The sequence below is a fragment of the Pantoea sp. X-Soil-ISGK-285 genome, from assembly GCF_059730815.1.
Map to the genome: position 1 here is coordinate 3,222,963 of NZ_AP035938.1, position 17,559 is coordinate 3,240,521.

The 17,559-nt window shown below is 37.2% G+C and carries 19 protein-coding genes; 12 read left to right on the plus strand and 7 right to left on the minus strand.

Annotation, left to right across the window (positions count from 1 at the left end):
• Positions 1-152: 152 nt before the first annotated feature.
• From AC6I8B_RS15215 to AC6I8B_RS15225, 3 genes are read left to right on the plus strand one after another with little or no spacing between them, the layout of a single operon-like run.
• The gene (locus tag AC6I8B_RS15215) at positions 153-1,685 is read left to right on the plus strand and encodes a recombinase family protein (protein ID WP_497817486.1); all 1,533 of its coding nucleotides are present in this window, start codon (positions 153-155) and stop codon (positions 1,683-1,685) included.
• Positions 1,686-2,558, plus strand: a complete 873-nt coding sequence (locus AC6I8B_RS15220) for a ParB/RepB/Spo0J family partition protein (RefSeq protein ID WP_497817487.1) — start codon at positions 1,686-1,688, stop codon at positions 2,556-2,558.
• An 8-nt stretch (positions 2,559-2,566) separates the two neighbouring features.
• Positions 2,567-3,439 carry a ParB/RepB/Spo0J family partition protein gene (locus AC6I8B_RS15225; RefSeq protein WP_497817488.1) on the plus strand — a complete coding sequence of 291 codons (873 nt, stop codon included), beginning with the start codon at positions 2,567-2,569 and terminating at the stop codon, positions 3,437-3,439.
• Positions 3,440-3,757: 318 nt separating this feature from the next.
• Here AC6I8B_RS15225 and AC6I8B_RS15230 read toward each other — a convergent pair whose 3' ends face one another.
• From AC6I8B_RS15230 to hxsD, 6 genes are all read right to left on the minus strand, one after another.
• Complete coding sequence (locus tag AC6I8B_RS15230) at positions 3,758-5,947, minus strand: AAA family ATPase (protein ID WP_497817489.1); 2,190 nt, start codon at positions 5,945-5,947, stop codon at positions 3,758-3,760.
• Positions 5,948-6,023: 76 nt separating this feature from the next.
• Positions 6,024-6,308 (minus strand): hypothetical protein, encoded by a 285-nt coding sequence (locus AC6I8B_RS15235; RefSeq protein WP_243408644.1) that lies wholly within the window; start codon positions 6,306-6,308, stop codon positions 6,024-6,026.
• Between the two features lie 54 nt (positions 6,309-6,362).
• A complete protein-coding gene (hxsA, locus tag AC6I8B_RS15240; protein WP_497817490.1) occupies positions 6,363-6,989 on the minus strand; it encodes a His-Xaa-Ser repeat protein HxsA in 627 nt (208 codons plus the stop codon).
• Positions 6,986-8,098: a His-Xaa-Ser system radical SAM maturase HxsC gene (gene hxsC, locus AC6I8B_RS15245; protein ID WP_497817491.1), complete on the minus strand. Its 1,113-nt coding sequence runs from the start codon at positions 8,096-8,098 to the stop codon at positions 6,986-6,988. The genes hxsA and hxsC overlap by 4 nt, the downstream gene beginning before the upstream one ends.
• Positions 8,091-9,485 carry a His-Xaa-Ser system radical SAM maturase HxsB gene (gene hxsB, locus AC6I8B_RS15250; RefSeq protein WP_497817492.1) on the minus strand — a complete coding sequence of 465 codons (1,395 nt, stop codon included), beginning with the start codon at positions 9,483-9,485 and terminating at the stop codon, positions 8,091-8,093. Before hxsB ends, hxsC begins: the two co-directional genes overlap by 8 nt.
• Complete coding sequence (hxsD, locus tag AC6I8B_RS15255; protein ID WP_497817493.1) at positions 9,482-9,754, minus strand: His-Xaa-Ser system protein HxsD; 273 nt, start codon at positions 9,752-9,754, stop codon at positions 9,482-9,484. The genes hxsB and hxsD overlap by 4 nt, the downstream gene beginning before the upstream one ends.
• Before the next feature lie 282 nt (positions 9,755-10,036).
• Here hxsD and AC6I8B_RS15260 point away from each other — a divergent pair, with 282 nt between their 5' ends.
• From AC6I8B_RS15260 to AC6I8B_RS15295, 8 genes are all read left to right on the plus strand, one after another.
• A complete protein-coding gene (locus AC6I8B_RS15260) occupies positions 10,037-10,963 on the plus strand; it encodes a hypothetical protein (RefSeq protein WP_497817494.1) in 927 nt (308 codons plus the stop codon).
• A 543-nt stretch (positions 10,964-11,506) separates the two neighbouring features.
• On the plus strand, positions 11,507-11,941 hold the full coding sequence (locus tag AC6I8B_RS15265; protein WP_497817495.1) for a hypothetical protein: 435 nt from the start codon (positions 11,507-11,509) through the stop codon (positions 11,939-11,941).
• A gap of 447 nt (positions 11,942-12,388) precedes the next feature.
• Entirely contained in the window at positions 12,389-12,781 is a 393-nt protein-coding gene (locus AC6I8B_RS15270; protein WP_497817496.1) for a hypothetical protein, read from the plus strand.
• Positions 12,782-12,902: 121 nt separating this feature from the next.
• Positions 12,903-13,250, plus strand: a complete 348-nt coding sequence (locus AC6I8B_RS15275; RefSeq protein ID WP_497817497.1) for a relaxase/mobilization nuclease domain-containing protein — start codon at positions 12,903-12,905, stop codon at positions 13,248-13,250.
• A gap of 60 nt (positions 13,251-13,310) precedes the next feature.
• The gene (locus AC6I8B_RS15280) at positions 13,311-13,913 is read left to right on the plus strand and encodes a hypothetical protein (RefSeq protein WP_497817498.1); all 603 of its coding nucleotides are present in this window, start codon (positions 13,311-13,313) and stop codon (positions 13,911-13,913) included.
• A 306-nt stretch (positions 13,914-14,219) separates the two neighbouring features.
• Complete coding sequence (locus AC6I8B_RS15285) at positions 14,220-14,822, plus strand: DUF4755 domain-containing protein (RefSeq protein ID WP_497817499.1); 603 nt, start codon at positions 14,220-14,222, stop codon at positions 14,820-14,822.
• A gap of 44 nt (positions 14,823-14,866) precedes the next feature.
• Positions 14,867-15,439, plus strand: coding sequence for a hypothetical protein (locus AC6I8B_RS15290; RefSeq protein WP_497817500.1), 573 nt, complete (start codon positions 14,867-14,869; stop codon positions 15,437-15,439).
• Between the two features lie 141 nt (positions 15,440-15,580).
• On the plus strand, positions 15,581-15,907 hold the full coding sequence (locus tag AC6I8B_RS15295) for a hypothetical protein (RefSeq protein ID WP_497817501.1): 327 nt from the start codon (positions 15,581-15,583) through the stop codon (positions 15,905-15,907).
• Here AC6I8B_RS15295 and AC6I8B_RS15300 read toward each other — a convergent pair.
• Complete coding sequence (locus AC6I8B_RS15300; protein ID WP_497817502.1) at positions 15,904-16,713, minus strand: DUF4225 domain-containing protein; 810 nt, start codon at positions 16,711-16,713, stop codon at positions 15,904-15,906. The genes AC6I8B_RS15295 and AC6I8B_RS15300 overlap by 4 nt on opposite strands.
• Positions 16,714-16,789: 76 nt before the next feature.
• On the opposite strand from AC6I8B_RS15300, the gene AC6I8B_RS15305 reads away from it, so the two are divergent.
• Positions 16,790-17,272, plus strand: a complete 483-nt coding sequence (locus AC6I8B_RS15305) for an Hcp family type VI secretion system effector (protein WP_497817503.1) — start codon at positions 16,790-16,792, stop codon at positions 17,270-17,272.
• Positions 17,273-17,559 lie beyond the last annotated feature (287 nt).

Genomic DNA, 17,559 nt, shown 5'->3' on the forward strand with positions numbered 1-17,559 from the left:
TCAAACCTCTCATCGTTTGTTCCTTCCGAGAAAATGTTAATTCCATATCTCAAAAATCCGCCTTGCAGAAAACAAAAAAAGGTTGAAAGCGATTGAAAAATGATCAATTTTTAACCAATTCATTTCTCACGTAGTTTCATCAAGGCACTAAAATGATTGATAAAACTGATAAGATACATAAGGTTAGGGTTGCCCAGTATCTACGGATGTCTACTAATCTCCAGGAGTTTTCTTTAGATAACCAAGCACGATTCATAAAAAAATATGCTGATGAGCATAATATGGAAATCATACATACCTATGACGATGCTGGTAAGAGTGGTGTAACTACTACTGGAAGGCATGACTTTAATAAACTTGTTAATGATGTTCTAACAAAGATTATTAATATCGATGCAGTCCTTGTATACGATGTAAGTCGTTTTGGTCGATTCAAGGATCCTCAAGAAGGCATTTACTATAAATATCTTCTCAAAATGAACAATGTGAATGTCATTTATTGTGCCGAAAACCTCCCGGAAAATAGTGAAACTGAAACATTCATACTTTCTTCACTTATGTACGCAGCGGGAGCCTTAAGTAAAAACCTTTCGATAAAGGTATTTGCAGGACACGTAAACCTGGTGAAAAGAGGATACTATCAAGGAGGAAAACCCGGATATGGGCTTAAAAGAAAGTTACTTGATAATAATAATAAATCAAAGATGATACTCGCTCATGGTGAGAGAAAGAGCCTTCAAACAGACAGAATAGTTCTCGTTCCTGGAACAAAAAAAGAAATTGAGCTGATAAAAAAGATTTTCAATATGTTCATTTTTGACGGATTAAATGAGTATCTTATCGCTTCACGACTTAATCAGGAGGGGTATAGATTCAGCGATAAAACAGAATGGACACGTGGTCGAATTCACTCCATTCTTATTAATAGCAGATATACAGGAAAATACACATACAACCGAACATCACAAAAGTTAAAGACAAAAAAGGTTAGAAACCCTGAAGATGAATGGATTGAGTATAGTTCTTTTTTTAAACCCATCATTTCAGAAGAAAAATTCAAATTAGCCAAGGAAATAATTGATAATCGTTCTATAAAAATGAGCAATGAAAAAATTCTTGATTGTTTGAGAAAAATTCTTTCTAAGCATGGAAAAATATCAGGCTTTATTATAGACGAGGAGGATGGTAGTCCATCAAGCAGTGTAATTGCAAACCGCTTTGGAGGTCTTCTCAATGCTTATAAATTAATAGATTATACCCCTGAGCGAGATTATCAATACTTAGAAATAAACTCTTACCTACGAAAAAAACATGGTGATATTGTTAACAAAATACAAAATGAAATTCTAAGTAGTGAAGTGAAGATACTTGAAAACAAGCTGATTTCAGTTAATAAAGCCTTAAGCTTCTCAATAGTGCTTTCGCGATGTAAAAAAACAGGTTTGAACAAGCATAGATGGGTGGTGCGATTGGACAGGAGTTTAAATCCAGAAATTAGTATCATTGCAAGAATGAACAGTCTCAACACAGAGCCTGTTGATTATTACATATTACCGTCATTAGATTTTTTTGAAAATGAATTAAAACTCAAAGATAACAATAACCTTTTGTTTGAAATGTATCGTTTTGATGATATCAAACCATTCTTTAATATGCTATCAACTGATAATAAGGATGTCATATAAATGCAAGATCAAAATGTTCATATGGTTAAAATATCTTCTATAAAGGTAGTCATTCCTCGTTCAAGGAACAAATTTCGCCATGCAGAAATAACTGAAAGCATTGATGCAAGTGGGCTTAGAAAACCAATAACGATTCGAAGGATTGTTGATAAAAAATACGATTTCGCTTTGATATGCGGTCAAGGTAGACTTGAATCGTTGACTGCATTGGGTGAGGAGCTAATTCCGGCTTTTATATTGGATATAGACGAAAACCAGGCTTACATCATGAGTTTAGTCGAAAATATGGCCCGAGTAATTCCAAGAGCAGGGGAACAGTTTCAACGAATAAAAGAAATGACTGAGCAAGGATTAACTAATAAGGAGATATCAAGCTCTACCGGCCTATCTTTGCACTGGATTACAAGTCTAACCATGCTCATTAATAAAGGGGAAAATAAGTTACTTTCGGCTGTTGAGTCAGGATGCATACCAATATCATTTGCTGTTGAAATTGCAAGAGTAGACTTCGAGGGTGGTCAAGAACTATTGATAAAAGCTTTTGATGAAGGTTTAATAAAACATAAAGATGTTGGTAAAATTCGTGAAATACTCGATTCACGAGATGAAGGACTTAAGGGATTTATTAATAATAACTTTGGTGTTGCCAAGAAAAAGAAAAAAATGACTACTGATGAGTTACAACAACTTTATCAGGATAATATCTCCCAACATAAAAAAATCAAAAATAAAGCTGAATATGTAGAGATCAAACTACTCGTTGCAGGCCAGATATTCAAAGAACTTACCAGCAATGAAAGCTTTTCTAAAATAGTAAGTGAAGAGAGTCTACAAGATGTTGTGAAAGTCATAGTTAAAAACACTACTAATTGAGGTGTGAGATGATCAAATACTGCTTCAATGACAAGTCAGTAAGTTTTAAACTGGCTGATCTGACTTACACAAAAAAGCTTCCTGTAAATTTTCAAATCAGTAAAAAATTCGCCCAAATAAAAAGCACTATATTAGCCATCGGCTTAGTAGAACCAATACTTGTCTTCATTGATCAAACAGATAATTCTGTGAAAATCCTCGATGGCCACCTTAGGGTTGAGGCTCTTAAAGAGTTAGGTGAGGATAAAGTAAATTGCCTTATTTCGACAACATACGACACTTACACACCAAATAAAAAAGTTAACCGAATAACAATAATACAGATCCAACGAATGCTTAAAGAAGCTGTAAGAGTAGGAGTTCCTGTTGAAATGCTTTGCACCGCACTAAATATAAGTGTTGAGTCTCTGAAATCTAACCTCTCAGTTCTGAAGGGTATATGCCCGGAAGTGATAGAACTGTTTAACGATAAAGATATTCCGGTTAATACTTTTAGAACCTTAAAGAAAATGGTTCCTTTGAGACAGATAGAATGTGCGAACTTGATGGTAAAGTTTGAAAACTATTCAACTCTATTTTCGGAATCACTATATCACAGTTCCTCTCCTGAATACCTTATACAGCACCCAAAAAAGAAATCAGACTCAAAACTTGCGAACAGGAAAGCGATAGAACGACTTGAGAAAGAAATGGCTCAAGTTCATTTTGACACTCAAAAAATCAAAGAAACATACGGCTCAAATAGCTTAAAACTAACAATTATCATTTCTCATATCAAGAAACTGCTAGAAAATCCAAAAGTATTTCATTGGCTTTTGAGGAATAAGAACGATTACCTGAATGAACTAACAAATATCTCTGACATAGATAAACTCACTTAAAAAACCATATGGGATTACATTTTATCATTTTTTTATTAAAATGCTTGCATTCATGCCTCTTTTTATTAGAATGCTTTCTTACCACTGAGGCACTCTTTCCTGCCCAATCCCATAGTATGCTTGCTTTGCACATGGGGTGTGAAGGCTATCAGTTGCAAACTGAGAAAAGATGGAGTTAATGCCATGACTTTTGAAAAAGTTGTGCTGGTTCGCCAGTATGATCGTTTCCGAAACGGGCAGTGGGAAACGGTGTGCCAGCACACTCGCTCCCTGCCACGTCGTTGATTCGATTCAGAGATGCCTCAGTGGTAACCCTTCTTATTCTGTCATTTCCTTATCAATTTCACTTCCAAACATTCGATTATAATGTGGAAGATCATCCGTCTTATCAAAAACATCTTTGAAGATTTCAAAATATTTTTCAGTTGCCCCCCTACCTAAATTATTTATATTCGAAGAGTCTGAGTGTGACCCTCTATGCATATAGCGACAGAAGGACTTGTAGGTAATATCACTTTCCGACTCTGCAAGTTTTTCTAATACTACTTTAAGGCTTTCCAACTTACATGAAAATGAAAAATAATATTCAAGAATATTTCGCATTACATTTGGAAGAACAACCGGATTCACAATACCATCTTTCACATTTTTTAATACCATCCAATAGGATTCATACTCATTTTTGATATCACCTTTAGACATGGCAATGACATCACTAAATTCATTCTTTATTACTCTCAATAAATTATATTGCTTATCGAAGGTTTTTATTTTAGGTGGTGCTAGTTTTAAAAGCTCTTGGAAAAAGAACAAGTTATGGGTAAGTATCAGAACTTTAGCTTCTGGTGCCATACCTTCAATAATTCGATAATGTATCAATGAAGATATTTCATAAATATAGTCATGAGATAGACTTGATATAGGATCATCAATTACAATTAACTTATCTTTAACCTCTCCTTCTTCGAGTTGACCTTCGCAACACTCCAAAAAATACAAGAAGGTGATTATCGTTTTTTCACCTTCACTTAATGATTTGTAAACTTCAACATTATCGTTCCCTCTGTGTATTTGAAAAAAATTTCTTTCATGTGCTTTTTTAATCTCTAAACCATTTAGCCCAAGATTTCTGAGAGATGCATTTATTTTATCTATAGTTTCGTCCATGTTTGAAACTTTTTTTCTGAGCTGTGAAAGATTATTTTTTTCCTGCTGTATTTCACCTTCAAGAGTCTCTTTCCTTTTTATTATTGTATTCCTTTCCTTTTTCAACTCATCCATATTACTGTTATTATTATCAATCACATCACCGCATAAATTTCTCAATACCATCCAAAGCTTGTTAGTAACATTGGAAATGCTAGCTTCATAAATATTTAACCTGTCATTAATTTCTTTTATTTCTCCATTCAAATTTTTAATTTTTGTGTTCAATTCATCGTGATTCACTGATAAATCAGTGACTGATATTACAGCCGAAGGTTTTTCAATCTTTTCTTTGATAGCGTTTTTATTTAGTTCAAGTGCTTGCCCGTTCTGTGCGATTAGACTCCAGATACTATCGTCATCAGAAATGTAACCCGAGCCATTTAGAGAATGCTCTAATTCTCTTGTAAAATCGTCACAAGCTTTGGAGTAATTATTATGAAAAGATCTAAGATCTTCTAATCTTAGTTCATATGTTTCGTCAAATACATCTTTTATGGCTTTTAAAAAATCATTATTGATTGTATCTCCTTGGCAGAATGGACATTTCGTGTCATTAACATATCCTAATCCCAACTTGACCCAATCTGCATTCCCTAACTCATTAATAACATTTGAAAGGTAACTATTAGACGATGGGATTAATGGTGTTAGGAGCAGTTCTTCTTGTAGTCTATTCAAGATAGGCATTGATGGGAGGTTGATTGAATTGAAAGAAGAACTTTTATTATTTTTTAATTTTTTATATTCATTTAAAACATCATCTGAACTAGCTTCATCTTTTCTAACTTGTGTGCATATTTTATTATATAGGCTATCTTTTCTTAAACTCCCAGTCATTAACTCAGTAAGCTCGGTTGCTCTGATATGTGCTGTTTTTTTCCATACAGCATCTTTACAGCTATTCTCAAGCTTTGTAAGCATTTCATCTTTTTCTTTTATCCCATTTTCAAGCCGTGTCAGACTACCTTTTAAACTAGCCATTTTTTTATCTGACTGTTTAATATCCTCCATAACTTCTTTATTACTTTGACTCAATGTAAAAACACCAGGTTGTTCAGACTTATGATAAAACGAGTCTTCTACAAACTGATTGTTATATACGACATACTGATAATCATCTTTTTGACTAAAAGAACACTCCCTGTATGATGAATTGGATGGGCTATAAAAATATCCTGATATGGTAGATTTACCGCTTCCATTTTGACCATATATAAGATTTATTTTTTTACTCAAATCTATATTAATGCTTCGCTCTTTAGAATAGCTTCTTACATTTTTAATCACTAACTGTGCCATTGATATATTCCTTTTATTCTACAAGACACAAAAATAATTTAAAATGGCTCATAAATGAGCCATTTATATATGACCGTCAATATTTACTCCAGTTATCTTCCAGCCACGAAGTGACATTCTTGTGGCTTCTGATATCACTAGGCAAGTATTCTTTTATCATCTTCTCAGCCTTGAGTGCTGATTCCTTACTTTTAAAAGAATGCTTTTCTGCAAATCTATTTAAGAACGGAAGAACTTCATATCCTTCGTTTCTGCTGAGCAATGTGCTGTCAGGCTTACCTGTTTTTTTAGGATCGTCATCACCTATAGCAGTCCAACTATAGGTATATTTCAAATCTGATTTATTTATAAGGGCCATCATAACCTCCAAAATACAATTGATGATATTATCGGTTTGAACACTATTTACTTTATTTTAACGAGCTAAAATACTTAGAGAATTTAACAACTGTGTATCCAAGGTTTCCCTTGCCGGTGTGGGTAGCCCATTTGCAACTCTGTAATTCTTAATGGCTGTTCGTGTCGCTGGTCCCATGCTCCCGTCAATATTGCCGTTGTAAAAACCTTTATCGAGTAAGGCGAACTGCACTCTCATGATCAACCGCTTACGTTTTTCTGTATCAGCAGTCAGCCCACTACTTGCACGGTTGGCACCTGTGGTTCCTGCTGAGCTTGTTGTAGTTGAGCTATCAGTGTCGTTAGAACGAAGCGAACGGATTGAGGAGGAGGAGCGAGTTCCTGAACTGGATGAGTCTGAGGTGCTTGGCGAGCTGTAAGTTTTGGGATAGTAAGGAGTGCTTCCGCCATAGTATCCACCGCCTGATGAAGAACGGTGTGAGCTGTGGCTACGGTGAGAACTGTGACTTCTGTGTCCGGCAATGTAGAACGGCACTTCGGTGTTGAGTGGGGCTATCACCAAATCATGTTCGTTCAGGCTCATACCAGGTAAATCACTGGCACCAGTAGATGAATCACTTGCCCATACAGAGTTATTAAGAGCCAAAAATCCAGGAAGCAGAGCCGCGAAATTAAACTTCTTCATATTATTGGTCTCGGAGGTTGATGAAAACGGCCTTTTGATGAACTGAAGTAACCAGCACAGGAAGCCTTCTGAGTGCATTCATCACATTCTTTGGGATAGTAATTTTTCCAGTCAGAGATGGACTGTGTAGCTAAACCCCATGCCCTTTCAGGAAGGTGGCACAGTGGGTAATTGAAGATGGTAAGAGGGATACCTGACCTGTGTGCAGTGTCTATAGCCGAAAGGATTTTTTCACTGTAATTGTCGTGCTCAATGAAGATTGAGGACCAGTTCTTACGGGCCCACCCAATCGACTCTAACCCCATCAGGGAGATCTGGTTAATGTTCGAGAACACACGACCAGCAAACTCTACTATGTCATCAAGCTCTGTGTAGTTCGCCTGAGTAGGGATGACTCTCAGTTCTATGTTGATTCCTGAGTTACCGGCATTGATCAGTCCCCTGACTGTTTCATCAAATGCTCCCTCGCTTCCGACCAGATAGTCGTGCATTGATGCTCTTGAAGAATAAAGCGGTATCCCAAACGTGATTTTGATCTTATCGCTTCTTTCCTTCATCTGCTGGGTAAAACTGACATCCGCAAACTTCCTTCCGTTGGTTAGAACATGCAGGGCTGTGTCAGGAGAATTTTCATTTATGAAGTCCAGAAAATGCAGGAAGTCTTCGCCATAGAGCAAAGGCTCTCCCCCGCTCACTCCCACTACTCCATTCAGAGAGAAGGAAGCGATAGCGAGAGCTGACTGGTTGAGAAGCCAGTCATCGTTTCCAGCTTTAGGAGGCTGAGAACAAAACAGGCAACTGTTGTTGCACCTTTCAGTGACAAGGACAGTGTTGTGGTTTGCTCTACGGGACAGTATCACCCGAAGCATGTTGCCGTTGTTGACGATCCCAATGTCACCATCTTCAATGGAATCGAAAAGTTCCTGGCTCACAATCGAGTCTGCAAAATATGCAGGCAGTCTGGAATCGAGTTGTGTTGCAGTGACAAGCAAATTTGGCAGATAGAATTGAGGATTCTCGGGCTTGGTTTTACACAGGCAATAGAAGCCTTGCTGAACTGCTAAGTCCGATGAAAACCGGAAAACATCGTTTCTCAGCACCTCAGACATAAGCCCACCTTTTGAGCATCTCAGCCATTGGTCCATCCTGAGAGATTTCATTCAACAGGAAGCGGAACATCCCTTTGTGATACTGGCAAAAGGTTGACCGACTCTTGTCACCAACAGGCTCGCCATGAACACTGATGTTCTGACAAGGATCTGCTCCACAGAAAGGTTGGTAAGCACAGGTATCACAACCGGGCATGGCGAAATTAAATGAAGATGAGAGAGCGGAACGGTAGTATTCGTTGCTACTGAATGACAGTGAAGCAAACTCTCCTGCACTGAAATCTGCTTCAGGATTTACTTTCTGAAGCATACGGCTTTCATCGCTACCGTATACCTTGCCGTCATAGTTGAACAGGATGCAGTTCAGCACTACTCCGCTTGGTGATTTCAGATCTGCATAACCACTGAAGCCCGGATTGAAAATTCGCTTTAGATGGATTGAAGCTGAATGCTCAACGACAGGTATGCCCTTCTGGTTCTGAAGCAACACTTCCTGCATTAACTTTTTATAAAACTCAAAATATTCAGGCATTGAAAAAGTGAAGCTCTGCTTCTGTGCAAACCCATAGGGACTTACTGGCCTGATAAACATGTCGGTTAGGCCAAGAGACAGATGAGCATCCACTATGGAAGCTGGCTCTTTTGTCAGCTCCTTAGTAACTGTGGTTACCGTAGCTACCCGGTTTGCTCCCAGCTCTTCTGTGGTTTTTCTAATGCCCGTGACGGCTTTGTTGTGAGCCTGAGAGTCGGTGAGGATACGGTTTTTATTATGGACGGCTTCATTACCATCAAGAGAGACAGAAAAGGTGATATTCCGTTCTTTAACCCAAGAGAGGATGCTTTCATCGAGTATTGAAAGACTCGAAGCAATAACCATTTCGAAAGCACCACTACCTAATGAACTATCGCACTCTTCATAAATTGCCTGGACGAGATCGAATCTGAGAAGTGGTTCTCCACCCTGCACTTCTATCTTGTAAGGTGAAGTGCCCAGCTTCTTAATAGTGCTGATGATTTGCGGAATCAGTTCAGGGTTGAGGTCATAACCATCAGCGGTAATCGATGCTCTGCTGACCTGACAATACTTGCATGTGTGATCGCACCTGAGAGTCGGCACAATCATGAAGATTGGTCGGACGGCCAGCTCGTTCATCAGTCGCTTGGCAAAGGCAGAACTCAGTGAGGCTTTTGAAACTGCCTGAGTTGCATCGTCAGCAATGAACAATCGGCTTTCAAGTAGCTTGGAGGTTGTTTGTTCTGGAGGGAATTTGTTATCAGCAAGAAGATGTAGCTCTTCGTCATCGACGAAGCTGTGAAAGCCAGCAAGGTTGCTGATGAAGACTTTGCCATTGCTCAGGCGGTCAAAGTTGAATGGCATAGTGTTCATTGAGAGAGTCTCGAATCGATGCTCCTCAGAACATTGTCGATAATTGAAGTCCTGACTTGGCCGGTATGTGCCTGAAGCTTCTCTCTGAGCTTATAGTCATTCAACAGTCGTTCGAACTCAAACTCGACCTCGTCGTTCCAGTCTTCGAACGAGACGAGCCAGTGCTCATCGTTTTCATCAAGCTTCCAGCGAGTGACAGCACTCATCCAGTAGAGAGAATTTCTAATCACCCAAAGGGAATAATTTGATTTTCTTATGTTTTTTTGCATAACCCGTCTTTTTTTCGCTCTAAGTTACATTGCTTGGGATTTGTGAATTACATTTTAATTTTCTGAAAAAAATCGTATGATACTAATATTACTTAACATTTAAATCTGTTACTTGCAGATCATTCTTATTTACTTATGCTATCGCTAGATAACAGATATGTAAATTTATTTTGCAAAAATCATGATCTCGTGCAATTATATAAATTAAACTGTTATGTTTCATGGGCTTGCACAGCATTGGCATTAGAATTTTAAATGTAAAAAATCTTTATAGGGATATGTATGAAAGTAAAAAGCATTGGTTTTGAAATTGAAAACCTTAATCCACATATAAATAGCATTGAAGTATTTAAAAAATTTATAGAGGCATCTTCACGAGTCTTTTCTTATGGTGATTTTTCCAGGCAAGTACTTTTGTCTGAAGGGAAGGATTATTACTACGGCATGGTTCTAACTTACAGAAACCAGAAGAAAAGCTGTAAATCGACAATTAAAGAAGGCAAATTCAAATTAAAAGTTGAAGATTTAAAAAGTAGTGAAAAGTTAGTTTCATTCAACTTTTTTTGTCTAAAGAAGAGTAACCTAAAAGGTATTTATCTTTATCACTACTCTTCATGCTCGATTAATTCTTTGTTCTCAACCTTCCAGACAATCAGTAACGAATACATACGTAATATAAATAAAGAAGACATTAAGTTGCTTGGTGAAAATGCCAAGCAAAAGGATATAATCAATGTAAATAAAAAATATAAACAAAGGTTAAACTTTAATATACTTACAACCAAAGATAATATTGAAAACATCTTGTCTAGTTTCAAAAAAATAAAATCAGCTTCATTCAGGCTATCGCACATAGGTTTTAATCAAAAACCAATGAATGCAATTGAACCTTTAACTAAAAATATTGATGTTAATTTTTCTATTGATGCAAATGAAAGAACTAAAACACCAAAGCTAGGAAGGCTAATTTCAGAAGCCTATAGCGGTGTAAAAGACATAATAAAAGCTAAAGTTGTTGCTGTTGATTACAATGATAACGAACGCTTTATAGACATAATAAATTGCCCTACTTTTTTTGATGAATATGATTTTGATTTCATCGCAGATAAAGTAGATGGACTAACAAATGACAATTATACATCTAATGAGATTATGACACTAATTCAAGAGCAGATGACTAAAGGAAAGAATGCAAATGTTTTTCTATGAGTTCATATCAAGACAAAGAATACTTTGTCAATATGTAATATTGATAGCAATGTCTTTGCTAATTTTATTCTTATTGGTTTGGATGTATCGTGACTCGCCAGATTTAAACAATAATTTTTTTAAGTTTTACCATAAGAATCTTAGAGGATACCTTTTTTCTGGATTTATATCCGTGGGTTCATTTTTACTTAGTCTTCATACATTTGTAATTGTAAATTTGAAAGAAAAAGTTTTCGGCACTGTCGAGTATTTGGAAGTTTTTAAAAAGGCTAGCGGTTCAGAAATTGTTAAGCAATGCGATCTATATAAACCACTGGATAACCTCTCTGGCTTTATTAATTCTTCCATTTGGCTCTCAATTATAACTGCTATTTCACAATTCACAATTGGATTGTCAACGAATTTCTATGCGAGTATTTACTGTGTATGGGTATCTATATTGACTGTTATTTTTATGCTTTATTGTTTAATGGTTATTAGAGAGAATATAAAAATACTTTTAAATCAAAATAAAAATCCATAACAACAAAAAAAGGAAACACTATGAAAAGCAGAAGAAAATCAAGAAAAAACAGATCAAACAAAAGGAGAGTCAATAACCCTTCAAATCCAAAGAACAAAATATATAACCATTGCATTTTTTTCTTAATGCTCGTTTGCATCGCTATATTTTTATACCTTTATTTTACATTACCTGAACTATTAGAAACCCCTTATCTACTTGTATTCCCACCAATATTATCAGCACTGATTCTTACCATTTGGTATAGAAAAATCGAAAAAGAAGCTGAATATATATTTTCTATATCTGCATGTTTATCCGCATTATCACTTTGTATGGATGCGTTACCTAATTACAACAATAAACTGTTTGTAACCTTATTCCAAAATGCATATGGGTATACCCTTATTTACACTTTAGCTACAATATCTTTAGCCAAGGTACTTGTTCCTGTTAAAGAGAAATTCTCGTGGTAAACTATAAATTTATTTATCTAATGAATCTCTGAAAAGATAAAATGAAAACGCAATCAAATAAACCCCGGCAGTTATCATGAAGAAAGTTTCCAATAATGTAATACCATATCTACTTGAGTAAATAGCAAACAAGAAATAAAAAAAGCAAAGCAAAAAGATAGCCGATGAAAAAAGTTTAAAATAAAATTTCATATGTTTTCCTTTTTTAATAAATTAATTATCATAAAAAAAACCTTTGTCAATATCATGGGTTGAAATTGTAATTATAAGCAAGGGCTAACTTAGCGATGCTCAGTTGCCTTGCTTTTTCCGCCCTTCGGTTGAAAAAGAAAGATCAAAGCCACAACACAATCAAATGCCAACCCATTGACACCATTGACTTTTATGGTATTTATTACATATAGCATACGGATTTGCTATCAAGCCTAAATATCAAAAGGAGTTGATATGGAAAAAATAAATATTGTTTTCGATGATGAGTTTCCTTCTTCGTTTACCAATGATCCTTTCGCAAAGAAGCTACCGCCTAATCGTCTTCGCAGATACTCAGTAACTGTCAGATTAAATGAGGTTGAGCTGGGCAAAGTAAACCAGTCCAGAGGACAGCTCAGCAGAAGCTGTTGGCTGAGATCTTCAGCTCTAAAGCAGTTGCCTCCCTTAGTTCCAGAGGTTAATAAAGAAGCCTGGCATCAACTGACGGCTTCCCTGCAAAAGTTAAATGACCTCACTTCATTTCTTATTCGTCGCGGATCTGATGCTCAGCCTTTGAGTAATGAGGTCGATACTCTCAGGCTGAAGCTATCTCATGTGAGAGATGCCCTGCTCTCACTCGATAAGTGATTTTCCGCTCGTGAAAGGAATGCAAAAAATCCGCAGGGGTAGGTGCTTCAGAGGTGTTGTCACATATGCACTTGCCCCAGCATCTCATCATAAAACAGCTCCTGTGATAATCGGCGGTAACATGATTGGCTTATCTGTCGATGAGGTGACTGTTGAGTTCATGCGAACACAGAAGCTCCGCCCAGATGTGCAGAAACCTGTCTGGCACAATTTTCTTCGCCTTCCTATAAGAGATTCACTCACCAAAGAGCAATGGAAACTTGTAGCTGACGACTACATGAAGCGAATGGGCTTCAGTGATACTCATCTCCGTTGCTATGTCCTCCATGATGACGAGGCCGGCCAGCACATTCACATAATTGCTTCCCGCATCCGTCTACCTGATGGCCAACTCTACCTTGGCAGAAATGAGAACCTCATCAGCACCAGAATCATTCAAGAGCTTGAGCGGGATCATCAGATCACATGAACCAAAGGTCCATCTCCTTCTTCAACACCCAAAGTCAGGAAAACTGGAAGGAATGAGGAAATGATGGAAGCAAGGACAGGCAACAAAGCACCAAAGAAAATCATCCAGGAAGCAATTGAGGCTGTGCTGAGTTTCTATAGCACCATCACCATTGACGATTTCATCTATGAACTCGGTAAGCAAAATATAACAGCCAGTGCGAGCATTGCTTCTACTGGTAAAATGAATGGTTTCTCATTTAAGTATGCAGGAGTCGCCTTCAAAGCCTCCCAGTTAGGTAAAGCCTACTCATGGTCGAGTCTGAGTCAGAAGGTTACCCTCACCCCTGCTGTCGAGCCTCAGGTGATAGACGATACAGAGTTGCCTGAGAATGAGTCAGAAGCAATGGAAAGACTGACGAACATAGAAGACGAGCCTGTGTTCCACTCCCCTGCTATTCCGCATATTGAGGAGACGAATACTAAACAGGTTCGCTGGCTACTATGGGTCCCATACATGAAGCAGATTATCCAAGCCTTGAAAGCAACGGGTCTGAGCATTCTTAAGCCGTCAATCAAGATGAGACCCCTCCACTTTGTTACTCCCTACCAAAGCAGTCATGAGACAAAATCGCTCACGGCCACCAAAGAAATCGCCACTAGTCAGAAAAAATTTTCTATCTGATGTGTTCTTAACCTGCTAGTTATCAGTAGCTTAAAACTAAACATTAAGTCAAATGCGCTATCTATTCTTATTAATAATCATATTGATAGGAAAAACCGATCGATCGTTTTTACAGATCAATTTAACCATCATGATAGTCTATAACTATCAAAAAGATCTGATCGATCGGTACAAATGATTTGCTAGACACTCATTACTGGCCGTAATGTAACTTCAAACGAAGCGATATAGCTCACTGATTTATCAGCAAAATAAGCTTATGGATGCGTGCGCTCTGAATCCAACGAAACAATACTGGATGGTTCAATGACAACAATGACAGAAGTAAAACAGCCGAATTTTTTGATGATGAAACGTGTGTGGATTGCCATCGCTCTGCCGATTGTCATTTTTTACTTTTTGGGTATGCAAGGCTTAGTTCAGCTTGCGATGATTTGGGTTTTCGTAAGCATCATGCTTTTGATGTTCGCCTATAAGAAGTTCAAAGTTAAGAAGTGGAATGCCAGCACCAGGGATTATTTTAATGAAAAAAATGATGGTATCTGGAGTCATGAGTATTTCAGTTCATTGATGATCATTGATACCAACAAAGGAAAAATTTTCTTAAAAGAAGAGAACAAACAAAAAACTTATAATCTTTCAGATGTAAAAGAGTGGAGATATAATTTATCACACGGAGGAGAGATTGCTGGAGGCGGATTAAATAGCTTTACCCTAAATAATATTAACACTAACAAAAACCTGTATGAATCTGGCTTCTTCGTAACTGTAAATGATGTTCAGCAACCAGAATGGCACATTCGATTTTTCCCAAAAAGCGGGCATATCAATACTCAGGATGGTGTGAGAGATCTTGAACTTCAGTTTAAGAGTTGGATGCAAGTCTTCGATCAAGTGTTTAATAAATAACTATTAGGGGTAGAAAATACTCCACTAAAATCTGGATTAACCTGATGCTAAATAATGAAAAATTGTTAGTGGCTTTGATTACTATATTTTTAAGTGGATGCCAACAAATTGAGTCTGGTGTAAACACGATTGATTCGTCGATAAAATCGCTAAATGAAAATTTAAGCACAAGTAAAAAAACCAAAACCCAGGACAGCGGTCAGAACATTGCATTATCTTCTGCAAAGTCAGTCAGTGGTTTAGGTAAAATTTGTTCCGATCATGATAGCAATACCACAATGTCTGAGAAGAAATGGACAGGTCAAGTTGTTAGAATTCAGAATGTTAAAATCCTTAGGGTGTCAGAGTTTAATAGTGCCAAGACATTGGGTGCTAATACTCATGGTGAGTATGGAATATTGTTTAGAACAACCGACACAAGGAAATGTATGGGAGTTTTACATATCCAATACTATGATGGTTTAGAGAATGATATTGCCAGCTTTAAAAAAGACGAATTGATTACTGTTACCGCAAAAATCAGCAGTTTTTCAGATGTAAGTAACTGGTCGCAGTATACTGAAAGCCTGAACTTTACCACCGTAATAGATTTCACTGGTATTGTTACTAAACCATAACACATTAAAAAAAGCGGGATTCTTACATCCCGCTAATTCCTTATGAATTACTTCTTCAGCATTAAAAACCTTTATAAAAGATGAATTCCTTCACTGATTCTTATAGGTTATAATCAGATCACGCGATGAAGGAGATGAGTCATGACAGAAAAAATCACCAGAGAAGAACTTAAAAATTATGGATTTACGGATAATCAAGTAGATATCTTACAAGAATACTCTGACAAAGATAATAAGCCTTTCATAACTCTTCTGGAAGAACTGAAGAAACGATTTTATGCCGGAGTGCTTTTAGTATCTTTGATGACTATCGCTTTGTTGGCGTCCGTCGTCAACTATGATAATGGGCATCTTATTGGTGTCATTATAGTTTCTATTATTTTATATGCATCCATATTATTTTTGATCCCAATGCAATTTGGCTACAAGGCAATGAAATACTTAAAGACAAAGAAAAACTCTCTTTAATTATTTTCATTTCTTCCTGTGTGAAGGTCATACATCAGTTTCAAATTAGGCCCATTACTAACAATTTTTAGAGCAAGAGAAGCTTTGCTTATATTGTTAAAGTGACGGGCATAATCGCTTGGTATGTTTCTGAACAATCTCCAGGCATCAGGCTTAACAGTAAACTTCAATAGTCCGTATGCTGAGAGTCCTACATCCATTGCTGTGTAAGCTTCCCTGCCTGTAGTTGCATCGAAACCAAGGAATTCAGCCGAAGCAATGTAACCCTCTTTAACCAATCCAGTATGTTCTTTCTCGCCTATTAGCGAGTAAACACTTTCCTCAACAGAGTTGGCCCCGTGCATAACCAGGAACAGCCCTGCTCCGGCACCAACAACATTCCCGGTGACAAAGGAAGCTACAAAGATTCCAACACCTGTTACAACCTGAAAAGCTCCAGTTACCACCCCTATACCGTTGATGATGTAACCCAGTTCGTTCTGATAACCTTTGACCAATTCTACTGAAGCATGAACCACGGCTTCACCGCTTCTGAGCATCCGATCCTGAATTGACAAGTAATCTTGCTCAATCTTTAGATTTTGAATACATTCCTGACACTCATTTTCAGATTTTGAATTACGTATTGTATGAATCTGATTATCAATAAATTTCTGGATCTCATTTTGAAACTGCAATCTGGCAAAACCATCCTTAAGATGGATCGCTGAGATAAAATTTGCTTGGCTAATTAACTGATTAGCCTCAGCATTTGCCATGACTAAAAAGTAATTTAGGAATCTGTTTTTATCGAGGTAGTTGTCCATGCATTTGCCCTGTGCAATTATAGATCCAGTAATTTATTTAAACAGATTCAGTTGAAAACGAAAAGAGGAAGCTCGAATGAACACGGACATCTATCTGAAAATAGATGGCATCACTGGCGAGGCTAAAGACAGTAATCATGCTGGATGGATTAACATTGACTCATTCACATGGGGTGCAAGCCAGCCCGGCAACATGTCCGTTGGCGGTGGTGGTGGAGCTGGTAAAGTGAGATATCTTGACCTCAGTGCACAAGCACCGATTGATAAGGCAACTCCAGCTATCATGCGGTATGTATCTAACGGAAAACATATAGCTAAAGTCGAACTATCAGTCTGCAAAGCAGGAGGTAGTCAGATCGAATACTGTCGTATCACCCTTGAAGAAGTATTGATTACTAATGCAATTTTTAATGGGTCTTCACAAAGGGATCTCGTAGGTATGACTTACCAATTCCAGGCTTCTAAGGTCAAAACACAATATTGGGAGCAGTCCTCTACTGGTGGTAAGGGAGCTGAGTCCCAATCGTCATGGAACATTAAAGAGAATAAAGAAAGCTAATTTTCAATTAGTAATCTTCAAAGCACTCTTTAGGTTAGGGTGCTACAGATGAATAACTAATAAAGGTCAGATAATGCTTGATAACAAAGAAACCATCCTTAGATTCAATTCTCCGATAGTAATGAAATTATTAAGTTTAGTTCCTTTAGCTGGAATCATTTACTGTTTAGGGGCATCAAGTCTTTGGATATATCTAAACAGATTAGGCCGTCTCGATGTCTTTTCTTTGGTTTTTGAAAGTGAAAAAACGTTTGATATCATCGCCTTTTTTTTGATCATGTCGATAA